General features: G+C 40.6%; 17 protein-coding genes. 2 read left to right on the top strand and 15 right to left on the bottom strand.

What is annotated here, in order from left to right:
- Positions 1-89 precede the first annotated feature (89 nt).
- From dusB to RVY80_RS07425, 3 genes are read right to left on the bottom strand one after another with little or no spacing between them, the layout of a single operon-like run.
- The gene (gene dusB / locus RVY80_RS07435; protein WP_295190115.1) at positions 90-1,085 is read right to left on the bottom strand and encodes a tRNA dihydrouridine synthase DusB; all 996 of its coding nucleotides are present in this window, start codon (positions 1,083-1,085) and stop codon (positions 90-92) included.
- The gene (locus RVY80_RS07430; RefSeq protein WP_295190118.1) at positions 1,069-1,836 is read right to left on the bottom strand and encodes a type III pantothenate kinase; all 768 of its coding nucleotides are present in this window, start codon (positions 1,834-1,836) and stop codon (positions 1,069-1,071) included. Before RVY80_RS07430 ends, dusB begins: the two co-directional genes overlap by 17 nt.
- 22 nt (positions 1,837-1,858) lie before the next feature.
- On the bottom strand, positions 1,859-2,833 hold the full coding sequence (locus tag RVY80_RS07425; RefSeq protein ID WP_295190121.1) for a biotin--[acetyl-CoA-carboxylase] ligase: 975 nt from the start codon (positions 2,831-2,833) through the stop codon (positions 1,859-1,861).
- A gap of 247 nt (positions 2,834-3,080) precedes the next feature.
- On the opposite strand from RVY80_RS07425, the gene RVY80_RS07420 reads away from it, so the two are divergent.
- A complete protein-coding gene (locus RVY80_RS07420) occupies positions 3,081-4,511 on the top strand; it encodes a threonine/serine exporter family protein (RefSeq protein WP_310746061.1) in 1,431 nt (476 codons plus the stop codon).
- 141 nt (positions 4,512-4,652) lie between these two features.
- Here RVY80_RS07420 and RVY80_RS07415 read toward each other — a convergent pair whose 3' ends face one another.
- From RVY80_RS07415 to RVY80_RS07375, 9 genes are all read right to left on the bottom strand, one after another.
- A complete protein-coding gene (locus tag RVY80_RS07415) occupies positions 4,653-4,955 on the bottom strand; it encodes an MFS transporter (protein WP_317330112.1) in 303 nt (100 codons plus the stop codon).
- A 50-nt stretch (positions 4,956-5,005) separates the two neighbouring features.
- The gene (locus RVY80_RS07410; protein ID WP_317330111.1) at positions 5,006-5,182 is read right to left on the bottom strand and encodes a hypothetical protein; all 177 of its coding nucleotides are present in this window, start codon (positions 5,180-5,182) and stop codon (positions 5,006-5,008) included.
- Positions 5,179-5,793, bottom strand: coding sequence for a GNAT family N-acetyltransferase (locus RVY80_RS07405; protein ID WP_317330110.1), 615 nt, complete (start codon positions 5,791-5,793; stop codon positions 5,179-5,181). The genes RVY80_RS07410 and RVY80_RS07405 overlap by 4 nt, the downstream gene beginning before the upstream one ends.
- Before the next feature lie 401 nt (positions 5,794-6,194).
- Complete coding sequence (gene ftsH / locus RVY80_RS07400; RefSeq protein WP_317330109.1) at positions 6,195-8,111, bottom strand: ATP-dependent zinc metalloprotease FtsH; 1,917 nt, start codon at positions 8,109-8,111, stop codon at positions 6,195-6,197.
- Between the two features lie 190 nt (positions 8,112-8,301).
- A complete protein-coding gene (gene hpt / locus RVY80_RS07395; protein WP_295190512.1) occupies positions 8,302-8,847 on the bottom strand; it encodes a hypoxanthine phosphoribosyltransferase in 546 nt (181 codons plus the stop codon).
- A gap of 21 nt (positions 8,848-8,868) precedes the next feature.
- Positions 8,869-10,050: a tRNA lysidine(34) synthetase TilS gene (gene tilS, locus RVY80_RS07390; protein WP_317330108.1), complete on the bottom strand. Its 1,182-nt coding sequence runs from the start codon at positions 10,048-10,050 to the stop codon at positions 8,869-8,871.
- Positions 10,047-10,946 (bottom strand): Ppx/GppA phosphatase family protein, encoded by a 900-nt coding sequence (locus tag RVY80_RS07385; protein ID WP_317330107.1) that lies wholly within the window; start codon positions 10,944-10,946, stop codon positions 10,047-10,049. Before RVY80_RS07385 ends, tilS begins: the two co-directional genes overlap by 4 nt.
- Positions 10,947-11,091: 145 nt before the next feature.
- Positions 11,092-11,637 carry a S1 RNA-binding domain-containing protein gene (locus RVY80_RS07380; RefSeq protein ID WP_295190503.1) on the bottom strand — a complete coding sequence of 182 codons (546 nt, stop codon included), beginning with the start codon at positions 11,635-11,637 and terminating at the stop codon, positions 11,092-11,094.
- Between the two features lie 190 nt (positions 11,638-11,827).
- Entirely contained in the window at positions 11,828-12,130 is a 303-nt protein-coding gene (locus RVY80_RS07375) for an FtsB family cell division protein (protein WP_310746062.1), read from the bottom strand.
- Positions 12,131-12,342: 212 nt separating this feature from the next.
- Between RVY80_RS07375 and RVY80_RS07370 the strand changes: the two genes are divergently transcribed.
- The gene (locus tag RVY80_RS07370) at positions 12,343-13,290 is read left to right on the top strand and encodes an L-lactate dehydrogenase (RefSeq protein ID WP_295190550.1); all 948 of its coding nucleotides are present in this window, start codon (positions 12,343-12,345) and stop codon (positions 13,288-13,290) included.
- Here RVY80_RS07370 and RVY80_RS07365 read toward each other — a convergent pair.
- From RVY80_RS07365 to RVY80_RS07355, 3 genes are all read right to left on the bottom strand, one after another.
- Positions 13,281-13,496, bottom strand: coding sequence for a hypothetical protein (locus tag RVY80_RS07365; RefSeq protein ID WP_317330106.1), 216 nt, complete (start codon positions 13,494-13,496; stop codon positions 13,281-13,283). The genes RVY80_RS07370 and RVY80_RS07365 overlap by 10 nt on opposite strands.
- Before the next feature lie 2 nt (positions 13,497-13,498).
- A complete protein-coding gene (locus RVY80_RS07360; protein ID WP_317330104.1) occupies positions 13,499-13,792 on the bottom strand; it encodes a type II toxin-antitoxin system RelB/DinJ family antitoxin in 294 nt (97 codons plus the stop codon).
- Between the two features lie 220 nt (positions 13,793-14,012).
- Positions 14,013-14,492, bottom strand: a complete 480-nt coding sequence (locus tag RVY80_RS07355) for a hypothetical protein (protein ID WP_317330103.1) — start codon at positions 14,490-14,492, stop codon at positions 14,013-14,015.
- Between the last annotated feature and the right edge of the window lie 19 nt (positions 14,493-14,511).

Genomic DNA, 14,511 nt, shown 5'->3' with positions numbered 1-14,511 from the left:
TCTAATAAGAAAAAGTGTCATATACGATGACACCTTTTTTCACAAGTTACAAATTGTCTTTACTATTATATAAAACAGTATAGGGATTGTCAAATTTCATGCAGTCTTTCATGGTATTCTTTAATTTGTTCCATAAAGGATTCTTTCGTGTGTACCGCATTAATTTTATTGCGCCAGTACGCTGAATCAGGAAGACCTTTCATATACCAACCAGCATGTGTCCGAATTTCTCGAACTCCAAGATTTTCACCCTTGTAATGGCAGAGCAAATCAAAATGTTTCATCAACATTTCTATGCGTTCCACTGGAGTTGGTAAGTCCAACAATTCACCAGTGGCTAAATAGTGATGGATTTGCTTGAATACCCACGGATTACCTTGGGCACCACGCCCCACCATGACCGCATCACACCCAGTTGTATCTAATAGAGTTTTTGCACTCAATGCATCCACCACATCACCATTACCGATGACAGGAATTGATACAGCTTCTTTCACGGCCTTAATATAGGACCAATCAGCTTGTCCACTATACATTTGTTCTTTCGTACGCCCATGAATAGCAATAGCAGCTACACCTGTATCTGCGATGCGTTTTGCAAAATCAAGTACGTTTTTTTGGTCATTATCCCAACCAAGACGCATTTTCACGGTCACCGGAACACCAACTGCTTTCACAGCGGCCTCAGCCACCCGTGCTGCAAGGTCCGGTGTTTTCATGAGAGCAGATCCATCACCACTGGATACGACCTTTTTCACAGGGCACCCCATATTAATATCCACAATGTCCGCACCGGCCTCCTCTACGACCTTCGCACCGATAGCAATAGCCTCAGGATCAGATCCGAAGATTTGCATGGACACTGGATGTTCCACAGCTTCCATACGAAGCAGTTCATGAGTATGTTCATTTTTGTATTTAATGCCCATGGCACTCACCATCTCGGTGCACACCAAAGCAGCCCCTTGCTCCTTCGCAAGCAAGCGGTAAGCAATATCACTCACGCCCGCCATAGGGGCTAAAATAGCTTGTCCATCGATTCGAACAGAACCGATGTGCCAAGTAGTATTATTTGTTTCTTTCATAAATTAAACGTAATCCTTCTAGTGTGAGCATAGGCTCAATATGGTCAATACAATCGGTAGCGCTGCTAATCAATTGCGCCAATCCACCAGTGGCTACCACTGTTACATTCGGTGGCATTTCTGATTTCATACGAGCTACAAGGCCCTCTACTTGGCCCACATACCCATAAAACATACCAGATTGCATGGAGGACACGGTATTTTTACAAATAACTTGCCCTGGATTTTTCACCTCAATACGTGGTAATTTTGCAGCTCGTTGGAATAACGCCTCTGCAGAAATTGTTACGCCTGGGGAAATAACACCACCTACATAATCAGCATTTTCTAAAATAGCGCAATATGTTGTAGCAGTACCAAAATCAATAACAATAAGAGGTCCACCGTATTTTTCGTAAGCAGCCACCGCATTGACGATACGGTCTGCCCCAACTTCACGAGGATTGTCATATTTTACAGCAATACCAGTTTTTGTACCCGGTCCTACGATGATAGGGTTTACATTAAAATATCGTGTACACACACGCTCTAATGCCGGCATAACAGGTGGAACTACTGAAGAAATAATGATATTATTAATATCTTTCACATCCACCTTGCGGTCATGGAAAAATAAATTCATCATCAACATTCCATATTCATCAGTAGTACGAACGCGGTCGGTGGAAATACGCCAATGGCCTACAAGTTTTTTCTTGTCATACACGCCTAATACGATATTCGTATTCCCTACATCTATTACTAATAACATCTAGTCCTCCAGGTATTATAAATTATTTCTTAGGACGAATGGATACGTCCCCAGCCACAATACGTTTTATTGTACCATCTGCCACCTTAACTAGCAAATTACCATCGGTATCAAGATCCATAGCTACACCTTCATAGGTATGATCCGGTGCACGAACCTCAATATCTTGTCCCAAGGTCACACTGAGCTGCTTCCATTCCTCTAATGTACCTTCAAATCCATTAGATAGTACTTCATAATATTGTTGTTCCAGCTCTCCAAGTATAATTTTGAAAGCTTCTGTACGTTCAATATCAATGCCTTCCATCGCCAAAGATGTACCTATGTGCTTCAACTCCTCAGGTAATTCCTCTTGTGTCGTTTTTACATTTATACCAATCCCCATGACGATGTAATTAATTTCTTCCATAGAACCAGACATTTCTGTTAAAATGCCCACTAATTTACGCCCATTTACAAGAATATCATTTGGCCATTTGATACCTGCTGCAGAAAGTCCCATTTTATGAAAGGCCTTAGTCAATGCTACGGCAGCCATCAACGTACATTTAGCTGCTTCAGATGGCAAGAATTCAGGGCGCAAAATAATGCTGAACCAAATGCCTTTTCCAAATGGAGAATACCAACCCCGCGATAGACGACCTCGGCCTGCGGATTGCTCCTCTGTAACCACCACAGTGCCCTCTTCGGCACCTTGCTGTGCTAATTTACGAGCCTCTAAATTGGTAGACTCTGTAATATCCATATATACATATCGTTTACCAAATACATCCGTATCTAAAACCTTTTTCATAGCCAAGGGGCTCAACAAATCTGGCTCCTCTAGCAAACGATACCCCTTTTTCGTGTAGGACTCAATTTTATAACCTTTAGAACGCAATGCTTTTATGTGTTTCCAAATAGCTGTACGAGATACATGACACGCTTCAGACATATCTTGGCCTGATACAAAACCACCTTGATTTTCTCTCAAAAACTCTAGTACTTCATCACGCATAGAATTGACCTCCTTATTTGTCAACCATGGTTTACAATACGATTGTACTGTTATAGATTATAAAATGCAAGTATCAGTTATCATGCATGGTCATTTCATGTATAATAAAATATATCTTGAAACAATACTTTGAGCCATTACATGAAAGCATACTTCTGTTCAACTCACATAGAATCCATCTGATCGGACTCGTCCCTTTTCATTAGTTCTTATACGTTGAACAGTATCACCTAAGGATGTAAAATACATGAAACAATTCACATTAGAAGAAAAAAATGCCGTTCTAGAAACGCCATTTACCTACATTCATAGAAAATTAGATATTTTACTCACCGTTGGCCAGTTACTAATGGAATGTGGCGCTGATACTAAGCGAATTACCGATGAAATGTTAAAATCGGCTACATTTCTAGGCATTCCCCAAGAATATTTAAACATTCACATCAGTTACACAACATTAATGATTAACCTCCGGCATCATGACGCGACATTAACGGTATTCCGTAAAACTCCAAAACATGAACCCAACATGGCCATGGTCGGCGCCGTATCAAAACTAACCTGGCGTGCTCTAGAACGCCACTATTCCCTCACCACTTACGAGAGATTATTAAATAAATTACCTGACTCGGTTAGCTCTTACCCTAATTGGGTGAAAGGTGTATTCAGTGCCCTCGGCTGCAGTGGCCTCGCCATTTTATTTGGTGGAGAAATTATCGCAGCTGTTATGACTTTTATTTGTTCGCTCCTCGGTTATTTCACGCGAGCCTTCTGTATGAAAATTGGCTTTGATAGTTATGTCAGTATTGCTTGTGGTGCGTTCACCGCCATGGGGTCAGCCTATCTCAGCTATAGTTTTATCGATCAAACAGCATTACTTTATACCCTCGTATGTTGTACTCTATTTATGATTCCTGGGGTTCCTCTCATCAATTCCGTTATTGATACTATCAATAACCATATTCTCTCTGGTGTTACACGCGGTATTCGGACAATTCTCATTGTTAGTGCTATGACCCTAGGTATGGCTATGGCCTTGCATTTCAGTCCCGTTCCAAGTTTTGCCTATGTAGATATCAAACCACACCTTATTACTATAGAGCAAATCATAGGATCATTTATGGCCGCCGCATCATTTGCAGTGTTATTCAATGTACCCTATCGTGTACTTGTTTATATCGGTATAGGTGGTGTCATCTGTGTCAGTGTCCGCAACATGCTCCTCGTTGATTTCGCCTTTGCCATTCCTGGCGCCACCTTTGTAGGTGCTACGGTAATGAGTATTATCTTTATGCGATTATCACCGTTGTTACGCACCTCCGGACCGGTTCTCATCGTGCCATCTGCTATTGCCCTTATGCCTGGTGTACTACTATATCGCTTCTTGTTTGATATATTGCATATTGGCAATCTAAATGAAGCAGGGCTATTGCACACTATACAAAACGGTGTAACTGGGGTGCTTACCATTATCGCCATTGCCGTTGGTGTAGCCATTCCAAATGTATTGGCCCAACGCTATTTAGATACACGAAAACAGGCTCGATTAGAGGAATTACTCCGTAGCCGTCACGAATTTGAGGAAAAGAAAAAATATGAAATCATTAATGCTTCTAAAAATAAAGATACTGCTGGTCATATTATTGATAAGCTAATTAATCCTGATATAATTGATTAATTACATTAGAATTCGTTCAACTGCATATGATAAACAAACCGCCCTGTAGGCTAGCAACTACTGCTATACTACAGGGCGGTTATATTTTACCACTCCGAAGAACTCAAGACCATATAAGATTTCAAGGCTCTATATCACAAACTATGCTGTTTTCAAGCTTTCATCACGAATCATAAAACTAACCGCACTGGCAAACAAGCAGACGACCACATCTAGACACCACACCACCGTATAAGTACCCGTGGCATCAACAAAGATACCACCAATCCAAGCACTCAAGAAGGCACCAATTTGATGGTACAGGAATAAGAAACCTAATAATGTGGCAATCCATTTCCAACGGAATATTTGCTGCATCAAACCCGACGTAGGTGACACAGTAGCATCGCCTGTCATACCAAGGCCAAAACTAAATAGGACGGCAGTTACAAATGTTTTAGGCATCACGAATAGATATAGCAATACCCATATTCCACGGAATCCATAGTAAAATCCTAACAATTTGCCTTATCACAATAATTACTCAATAGGCCTGACAACAAGGCCCCAGCAATGGTAGCAATGCCATACACCGCAAAGGCCCACGCCGCCCCGGCCATGGCAATGAGCAAAATCCACCATTTAGAAAACTGTGGCGATATATTTTGTTTACTTAGAATGTTTTCGCTCATCGTGCAATACCTAACTCGCAAAATACGTCATCAGGTAGTTCTAGGAACGGAATAACTGTTTCAGGATGATCTGGATGGTCATTGATAAATTTTTCCATCCAAATCATGTTATACCACGTATTAAATTTATAACCACATTTCACAAACTCGCCCACCAAACGATAACCTAAATACTCATGAAATTGCACGCTATTTTTTGTTAAATACGCATCCTCTTCAATGGGATACCCAATACAAGCGTTTAAATTAATAATATGTTGTGCTCGACTAATCTCCTCAATTAAACTATATAATTTTTTACCGAGCCCCATCTTTTGTAAATCATGTTGCAAATAAATCGTCGTCTCCACTGCCCAATCATAAGCACTACGAGGCTTAAAATACTCCGTATAAGCATAGCCCACAATCTTACCATTAAGCTCTGCCACAATGTACGGGAACCGCTGTAATGTATGACGAATTCGTCCCTGAAACTCCTCAACCCTTGGTACATTATACTCAAACGTTATGGCCGTCTCATTTACATAATATGCATATATATCTAATAACGCCTGTGCATCATCTACTGACGCCACGCGAAATGTTACATTATCCAATGAAATTTGACTCATATCCTCACTCCTTCATAATATATACACCCAATAGTACATTCTATACACACATTTGTCTATAGCAATTTCCTCATTGTGAAAGCAGAATAGCAATAAATTCCTGTACCTAAATTATCCCCCATTCTTCACCGCCATTTAGACAGCCTCTACCCTAGATGCGACTGGTGCATCCCCATTTGTCTCCCCTCTAATGAATCTACTTTATAGGCAGCTACAGAGACATTGACCGAATCCTTTTGAAACGCCTATTCAGATAAAACTCTGCGGAAAAAAGAAGAAACTAAATAATCTCTACACAACCGTTTTATCTCAATGTAAGTAAAAAATACCCGCTATATGCCTACGTAGCGACTTAACGCCTTAGCGTTCGGAGCCTAGTAGGTATATAGCGGGTATATTAGTTATTTAGTTTCTTCTTCATCCACTACAGTTGCTTCTGCTACTGGAGTTTCAATAGATTCTGGAACAATGATTCCAGCTGCCTCTAAAGCAGATTTATTATCATCTGTTGCATTTGGATCTTTACTTGTACCATATTTGTACAAGTTTTCCACTGCTACATGATCGATAGTTTCTTCTTCTAACAAGGCATTTGCCATATTGTGCAAGAATTGTTCATTTTCAGCAAGCATGTTCATAACATCGTTATACGCAGAGGCTACTAAATTATGTACTTCTTCATCAATCTTAGCTGCTACAGTTTCACTGTAGTTACGTTCATGACCGAGGCTACGACCCAAGAATACTTGTTCTTGATGTTCCCCAAGCACGATAGGACCAAGCGTATCACTCATACCCCATTGTGTAATCATGGTACGAGCAATATTGGTTACCGTTTGTAAATCACCAGACGCACCGTTACTGATTTCTTTCAAAATCAACGCTTCTGCACAACGGCCACCCAAGGCTACACGAATACGTGCTAACAATTGAGATTTTGTTGCGTAATTTTGCTCCTCTGTTGGAAGCATCATAGTGTAACCACCAGCGCCACCACGAGGGATAATTGTTACTTTGTGAACTGGATCTGCATCAGGAAGCAAATGCGCTACGATAGCATGACCAGATTCATGGTAAGCTGTCAAACGACGTTCTTTATCGCTAACAATATGACTACGACGTTCTGGGCCCATGCTAACTTTTTCACTAGCTTCTTCTACTTCTGCCATAGTAATAATTTTTTTGTTATTACGGGCAGCGAGCAAGGCAGCTTCGTTCAATAAGTTGTTCAAGTCAGCACCAGTGAAGCCTGGAGTCTTTTTAGCGATGGTTTTCAAGTCTACGTCATCCGCCAATGGTTTGTTGCGAGCGTGAACTTTCAAAATAGCCTCACGACCACGAAGGTCAGGACGGCCAACGATAACCTGACGGTCAAAACGACCTGGACGCAATAACGCTGGGTCCAAGATGTCAGGACGGTTTGTTGCGGCAATAGTGATGATACCTTCGTTAGCATCGAAGCCATCCATTTCAACGAGCAATTGGTTCAATGTTTGTTCACGTTCATCATGACCGCCACCAAGACCAGCACCACGTTGACGACCTACCGCATCGATTTCGTCGATGAAGATGATACAAGGCGCATTCTTTTTCGCTTGACCAAAGAGGTCACGCACACGAGAAGCACCGACACCAACGAACATTTCTACGAAGTCAGAACCGGAAATTGTGAAGAATGGAACAGCTGCTTCACCAGCAACGGCCTTCGCCAATAAAGTTTTACCAGTACCTGGAGGTCCAGATAGTAGAACACCTTTTGGAATTTTAGCACCGATAGCTGTGAATTTAGATGGATCCTTCAAGAAGTCTACCACCTCTGCTAATTCTTGTTTTGCTTCTTCTGCACCAGCTACATCATTGAATGTAACCTTAATGTTGTCTTCACCGAGCAATTTTGCTTTGCTTTTACCAAAGTTCATGACACGACCGCCACCACCTTGGGTTTGTTGCATGATGAAGAACCAGAATACTACCAAAATTACGATTGGTAATAAGGAAGTAAGAAGCGTCATCCACCAAGATGGAGATTCTGGAGGAGCCGCTGTGATTTCAACGCCATTATCTTGTAATATTTTAATTAAGGAATCATCCTTTGGCGCATAGGAACTGAATGCCGTTCCGTTTTTCAATGTACCAACGATAGCGTGATCGTTCGTAATTGTTACTTTTTCAACTTTCTTTTGTTGTACCTGCTGAATAAATCCAGTGTAACTCATTTCAGACTTGGCAGTGCCTTGCGTAGAGAACGCGTCAATGGCAATGACAAAGGCTGCTATGATCAGTAAATACAGGAGTATATTTTTAGCAAATCGACCCAATGTATTACCCCTTTCATTTAAACTATTCTATTCCTCAAAATTCGATAAGTGCATCCAAATGTGAATGGACTTATCTATTATATCATAAATATTCAATTTATGCCTATCTATTTCATAAAATCCTATCATAGTACAAGGAAATGCCACTATATCATACTAGCATTCACATTTTCATAGGTCTTTACTATTCTTATGCTTGGTATACTTCTTCTTTCAAAATACCGATGTATTTCAATTGACGATATTTCTCTGCATAATCAAGACCATATCCAACCACGAAATAATCTGGCACTTCAAAACCAACGTAATCTACATGTACCGGCATTTTACGTCGTTCTGGTTTGTTCAGCAATGCCACCAAGCGAACGGATTTTGCTCCACGAGCTTTCAAATTATCTAATAAATAATGCAATGTTGTACCTGTATCCACGATATCCTCTACAACGAGCACATGTTTACCTTCCACGGAACGATCTAAGTCTTTCAAAATACGAACTACACCAGTACTTGTTGTGCCATCACCATAACTAGAGCAAGACATGAAATCTAGTTTAACGTCCATGTCTTCGCCGATAGCACGAGCAATATCTGCATAAAATACAACAGCACCTTTCAAAACACCAACCAGAACAACTTCTTGGTCTTTATAATCAACAGCAATCGCCGCCCCTAACTCTTGAACACGCGTTGCAATTTGTTCTTCAGATAATAAAATCTCTTTTACGTCGTTATGCATCATAACCTCCACAAAATTCATTTATCGAATGTTTTCCATATTTTCATATACACATATTGTATCACATTGAGCCACCATATGAATCCCTTTTATGGTGAAAGTTTTCGGTTCTCCTGTCTTCACAATATCCAATAATTGTTTAATGTGCGTCGCACTCAATGTGACATCTACATTAGTGAAAGCTTCCACCGCTGACCACACCTGTTGCAATACTTGTGTTTGCATGACAATCGATTCCTTACGCAGTTCCCTACGATTAATGCTGGCCAATAAGATGCCCTTATCATTGGTAATAATAGGTTCGCCTGGTCGCAATCGATCCGTAGTTGCTATATTCATGGCCATTTTATACTGTGCTATCGTGATTAAATCTTCATCACTATAGGTCACAACACGTTTTGCAACAGTCTTGGCTTGTTCCTCTAAATATGCATCTATATCACGCATACGCCCGCTAAATCCGCAGAGCGTTTCCACAATATTCGGATTAATAGCCTGCAATGCAGGCACCACCTGGTGACGAATATTATTGCGTGTGTACGTAATATCGTCATTGCTAGGATCCTCGAAAGGCACTATGTCATAAGTACCTAGATACTCCCTAATCTCCGCCTTTGTAACGTCTAGTAATGGTCGTACGATGGGCACTTCGTGATCATAATCTTGGTGTATAACATCCATACCAAGTAATCCCTTGAGGCCACTACCGCGAATGAGATGAGCCAATATAGTTTCCACCTGATCATCCTTATGATGGGCCACAACGATATAATCGTAATCTTCTTCATCAGCAACAGATTGAAATTCTATATAACGAATATCTCTCCCCACCGTTTCTAAAGATTCTTGACGTTCTTTGGCTAGCGCGGGAATATCTACGGCACTACTAAAAAACGGAACCTTCCACTCCTTTGCCCATCGACGTACCCCCTCTAGCTCATCAGCGGATTCAGGGCGAATCATATGGTCGATAGTGATGATACCCAACTCCCAATCCATATGACGATGTTTTGCCACACCTTGAAGGGCTTTCACCAATGCAAGCGAATCAGCACCGCCAGAGCAGCCAATCAAAATACGAGAACCATCAGGAAATAGATTGTGTGATTTCAGCGTTTCTGATACGGTTCTATGAAATTGTTTTTGAATGTATTCCTTAGATTTGCTCATATTTCTTTGAATGTATTCCTTAGATTCAGTCATAGTAATTCTTGTTGCAATGCTTCCATACCGTCCTTGTCACTGACGAATACATGTGGTACCTCATAGGCATCCATGAAGGATGTCAAAATTTCAGCGCCCACCACGATGATATCTGCGCGTCCTGCTGGCAATCCGGGTACCTCTAGACGTTCCTCACGGGACATATAGCGAAGATCCATTACGAGCCCTTCCACGCGTTCCCGTGTCATTTTATGATGTTGCACCTTGGTACCATCATATTCTGTAAGGCCTAAATCAATGGCCGCCAATGAGGTAGCTGTCCCACCAATGGCAACGAACTCGTCAAATTCCCCCTTTATGGGCATAGGGTCCCACATAAATTGAGTTTCCTCCCACACGCGTTGTGGTCCATCTTCAGATATATGTTGAAAGCGCACTGCACCTACTGGATAAGATTTACTCCAATACACACCGTCCTTGGAACCCAAGGCAAGTTCTGTACTGCCCCCACCAATGTCGATAGTGGCATAATGTTTTCCTGATGGTAATTGATCTACGAGAGCCCCTTTAAAGCCCCAAATGGCTTCTTCATCACCGCTCAAAATGGACCATTCCATAGGGCACACCTTAGCTGCTTCCACCATAAATTCTTGTCCATTAGGCGCTTCGCGCACAGCGCTTGTGGCAAAACCATGGACTGCGGTAGCTCCATAGGCCTCAATAACAGATTTAATCTCTCCTAATGCTGTCAATGATGCGCTGATGGATTCATCGCTTAACAAGCCTTCTGTAGTTCGTTTACCTAAACGTGTGGTCCATAATGTTTTTGGTTCATTGTGCCACTCTCCATTTGTGAAAGTCCCTAACAACAAACGAATGGAATTAGAGCCCATGTCTATAATGGCTAGTTTCGTACCGTTCTCTATATCTTTCATGATTACTCCTATCATATTAATCCTATTTCATTCTTTCATTATAATAAAAAAGATGATGCATTGCATCATCTCATTTATGTATTCAATTGTACTGCTCGTCACATTGCCATCTCAAACTAACAAAACAGAGCAATTATCACTAAAATTATTCGCGACGACCGCCTCGGCCACCACGTTTAGACTCTGTGTTGCGTTTCAAATCATGTAACCGTTCATCACTGTCCTTAAGGAACATTTTCATTTTTTCCTCAAAGGATGCAGAGCTTTGTTTATTGTTAGCGCGACGTGGGCGATCAGCGTATTCACGATTACCATTAGATTCACGACGCTCTTGTGGGCGGTCACCTTGTTCAAACTTGGGTCTATCACTATTAAATTTAGGTCTATCATTGCTAAATTTAGGACGATCACTCGGGAAAGACTTTGCAGAACGTTCACGAGGACGTTCTGATTGAGGCTTTGCTTGTGTTTGTTTAATAGACAAACCAATTTTATTACCCTCAATAGATAAAATTTTCACTTTCACAGGGTCCTGTACCTTAAGAACATCATTAATATCCTCTACGTAGCCGTGAGCCACCTCTGAAATGTGAACTAGACCTGTTTGTTTCTCCCCTAAATCAACAAACACTCCAAATTTCGTAATACCGGTTACTGTTCCGTCAAGAATGTTACCAACTTCGATTGCCATGTAGCCTCCTACAACTCATGTTACGGTGCTTATTATTAGAACATATAATAAACTATATTTGCCATTATATGTGGCATGAATGGCCATGTCAATGACAAACATCGTAAAAATTATGCCTATATTATGCCTATGTAATTTATAAAATATAGGCCTTTATCAGATACCCCATAGACTATAACCTAGTCTATTTTTACTTCACGTACGGAACTTCTCCCGGTTTTACCAACCCCAATTCATCACGTGCCACCTTTTCAATATTCGATGGATCCTGTAAACTTGCCTTTTCCTTTTCCAATTCTTCATTACGCTGTTGCAACTCTTGTAATTGTTGCTCAACGTGAGCCTTTTCTTGGTATAGTACGGCAAGGTTATAACCTTGTACCACTAAATAAAGTGCCATCAACCCAAACACAGCCCATTTTATGATAGTCAACCTTCGTTGGCGTTGTAATTGTTGTACTTTTTGCTGTCGATCTCGACGTTTTTCAGGCATGTATGTCACGCTCCAGTATGCCAGTGCTAAACTTTCACTAAAATCATAGGTCCACATGTAGTTTGTCTATACCTATGAACGTTTATAAATTATACCATAAATCAGCTTATATGCTATAATAAATTTATTCAATTCTATGTAAATTTTGGACCTAATTTCATTTTCTACATTAGGCCCTCATATGTTGAGAAATCGGAGGTAATTCTATGTCTATTTCATTACGCAAGGTCGGCATTATCGGTACAGGGCACGTAGGCTCTCACGTAGCATTTTCTTTGGCATTACAAGGCGAAGTCAATCAATTATACATGATGGATATCGACACAAAAAAAGCACAAGCACAAGCGCTTGACGTAATGGATGCAGTCAGCTATCTACCACATCATGTAACGGCTACAGCTGGCCCTATTGAGGAATGTGGAGACTGCGATGTTCTCGTATTCAGTGCTGGTCCATTACCTGATTTTTATCAAGATCGTCTTGAAAGTCTCGGTAACACCGTTGAGGTATTAAAGGACGTTATCCCTCGCATCAAAGCATCTGGTTTCAATGGATTCATCATCAGTATTTCCAATCCTGCGGACGTGGTGGTAACCTACCTACGCGAACACCTTGATTATCCAGCTCACAAAATCATTTCCTCTGGTACAGCCCTTGATTCCGCTCGTTTCCAAAAGGAATTATCCACTCGCTTAAACGTAAACCGTCGTTCCCTATCGGCCTATTGCATGGGGGAACATGGCGGTAGCGCTATGATTCCATGGTCTCATGTGGCTGTGGGCGGCAAAAAATTAACAGAATTGCAAGAAGAAATGCCACATCGATTCCCTGAGCTTGATCATGCTAAGGTATTAGACGATGTTAAAATTGGCGGTTATGTAGTATTGGAAGGTAAAGGATCTACCGAATTTGGCATTGCTAGTGCTGTCACTGAATTAATCCGTGCCTACTTCCATGATGAAAAGAAAGTATTACCTTGCTCTTGCTACCTTGATGGTCAATATGGCGTAACCGGTATCTTCGCATCTGTACCTGCTATTATTGGCAAGGACGGTATCGAAGAAATCTTTGAATTACATTTAACTGATGAAGAATTAGAAGCATTCCAACATTCCTGTTCTGTGATTAAGGAACATGTGGAAAAAGCGAATCAAATGTAAATAAAGACAATTTTGCTTCTCCATAGCTCTTCATATATTAGAGGCATTGCTCCAGCTGTATATGACAACTTTTGAATTGCCACCCTTATTGCTCGAATATATTGTTTGGCCGTCTCAGGTGCTAAAATCACTTCGTTAATATATCGCTTAAGTTCTATAAGATCATTTTTAGCAGTTGGCGTAATAACAATTTTATAGATGTCCATAATTACAGACCTCGCTCAAGCTCATCAAATACAGCTTCAAAAGGTTCTCCTTGTCCTGCAAGTGCCTCTTTATAGCCACGCATTAATTTTTCATCCAATTCCTCTTTTGTATATTCATCTAGTGCTTTAGGTCTAGTTGGAATCGTTAATGCAAAAGGAATTCCGTTCTTATAAATAATTTGTCGGTAGAGGGAATTAATGACGACAGAAACAGGAATGCCCAACTGACGTAATATTTCTTTAGCTTCTATTTTAACAGCATATTCAACACGAGCGCTTACTGTTGAGTCTTTCATGAAAACACCTTCTTCTTACTAATATTGTACGCTTTTGTAACGCAGTTTGCAGTACAGTTCGCAATACAAGTTATTTTTTCTGTAGTCAGATTAACATGCTCGATAAATATTCTAATCCCCATTACTATATCGGTCCATTTTCCACAATCATTTCATAATATCGGAACAATAGTTAGTCATTAGCGGAACAATGCACTCAATTGCTCGATTAAAAAGTTAACTATAAAAGCCTCGCAATCATAAGCGTTAACTTATATTGCGAGGCTTTCACAATGCAAAAACTCATCACGAGTTCAGGAGTAGCCTTTTTTTCTAATTTAACTGGTGTAGGATCTCCCCATTTTTTAGTATCGAAATTATATGTATAATTGACAACGTCCATTTGTGAATCTGGTTTTAGGAGCGGAATATCAATTCGTTTGTTTGTAATATCAAACTCTGCACTTTGAAATACGCGAAGTGCTTTACCTTTTAATTCAGGACGATTGGTTAATTCCTCCATAATGGCTTTTAATTGTGCTCCATCCATCACAATACTTTGTACCGCTTTACGTTCCGCTAATTGTTGTTGCTCTGCTTGTGCTACCGCTTGTTCAGGTGTAATGGATTTTTTCTCGTCCCCACAACCTGCGAATCCTATGGTAGTGACCGCAATTAAACCTGCTACCGTTAACCGTTGTAATAATTTTTTGTTCAACATACTATATTCCCTTCAAATA

Origin of the sequence: Veillonella absiana (genome assembly GCF_032970865.1) — a bacterium.
GTDB classification, from domain to species: Bacteria; Bacillota; Negativicutes; order Veillonellales; family Veillonellaceae; genus Veillonella; species Veillonella absiana.
This window is presented reverse-complemented; position numbering and strand designations above follow the sequence as displayed.

Excerpts from the sequence above, each read along its gene's own strand:
- dusB (WP_295190115.1), bottom strand. The coding sequence starts at position 1,085 with ATGAAAGAAACAAATAATACTACTTGGCACATCGGTTCTGTTCGAATC.
- RVY80_RS07430 (WP_295190118.1), bottom strand. The coding sequence starts at position 1,836 with ATGTTATTAGTAATAGATGTAGGGAATACGAATATCGTATTAGGCGTG.
- RVY80_RS07425 (WP_295190121.1), bottom strand. The coding sequence starts at position 2,833 with ATGCGTGATGAAGTACTAGAGTTTTTGAGAGAAAATCAAGGTGGTTTT.
- RVY80_RS07420 (WP_310746061.1), top strand. The coding sequence starts at position 3,081 with ATGAAACAATTCACATTAGAAGAAAAAAATGCCGTTCTAGAAACGCCA.
- RVY80_RS07415 (WP_317330112.1), bottom strand. The coding sequence starts at position 4,955 with ATGCCTAAAACATTTGTAACTGCCGTCCTATTTAGTTTTGGCCTTGGT.
- RVY80_RS07410 (WP_317330111.1), bottom strand. The coding sequence starts at position 5,182 with ATGAGCGAAAACATTCTAAGTAAACAAAATATATCGCCACAGTTTTCT.
- RVY80_RS07405 (WP_317330110.1), bottom strand. The coding sequence starts at position 5,793 with ATGAGTCAAATTTCATTGGATAATGTAACATTTCGCGTGGCGTCAGTA.
- hpt (WP_295190512.1), bottom strand. The coding sequence starts at position 8,847 with ATGCATAACGACGTAAAAGAGATTTTATTATCTGAAGAACAAATTGCA.
- tilS (WP_317330108.1), bottom strand. The coding sequence starts at position 10,050 with ATGACTGAATCTAAGGAATACATTCAAAGAAATATGAGCAAATCTAAG.
- RVY80_RS07385 (WP_317330107.1), bottom strand. The coding sequence starts at position 10,946 with ATGAAAGATATAGAGAACGGTACGAAACTAGCCATTATAGACATGGGC.
- RVY80_RS07380 (WP_295190503.1), bottom strand. The coding sequence starts at position 11,637 with ATGGCAATCGAAGTTGGTAACATTCTTGACGGAACAGTAACCGGTATT.
- RVY80_RS07375 (WP_310746062.1), bottom strand. The coding sequence starts at position 12,130 with ATGCCTGAAAAACGTCGAGATCGACAGCAAAAAGTACAACAATTACAA.
- RVY80_RS07365 (WP_317330106.1), bottom strand. The coding sequence starts at position 13,496 with ATGGACATCTATAAAATTGTTATTACGCCAACTGCTAAAAATGATCTT.
- RVY80_RS07360 (WP_317330104.1), bottom strand. The coding sequence starts at position 13,792 with ATGAAAGACTCAACAGTAAGCGCTCGTGTTGAATATGCTGTTAAAATA.
- RVY80_RS07355 (WP_317330103.1), bottom strand. The coding sequence starts at position 14,492 with ATGTTGAACAAAAAATTATTACAACGGTTAACGGTAGCAGGTTTAATT.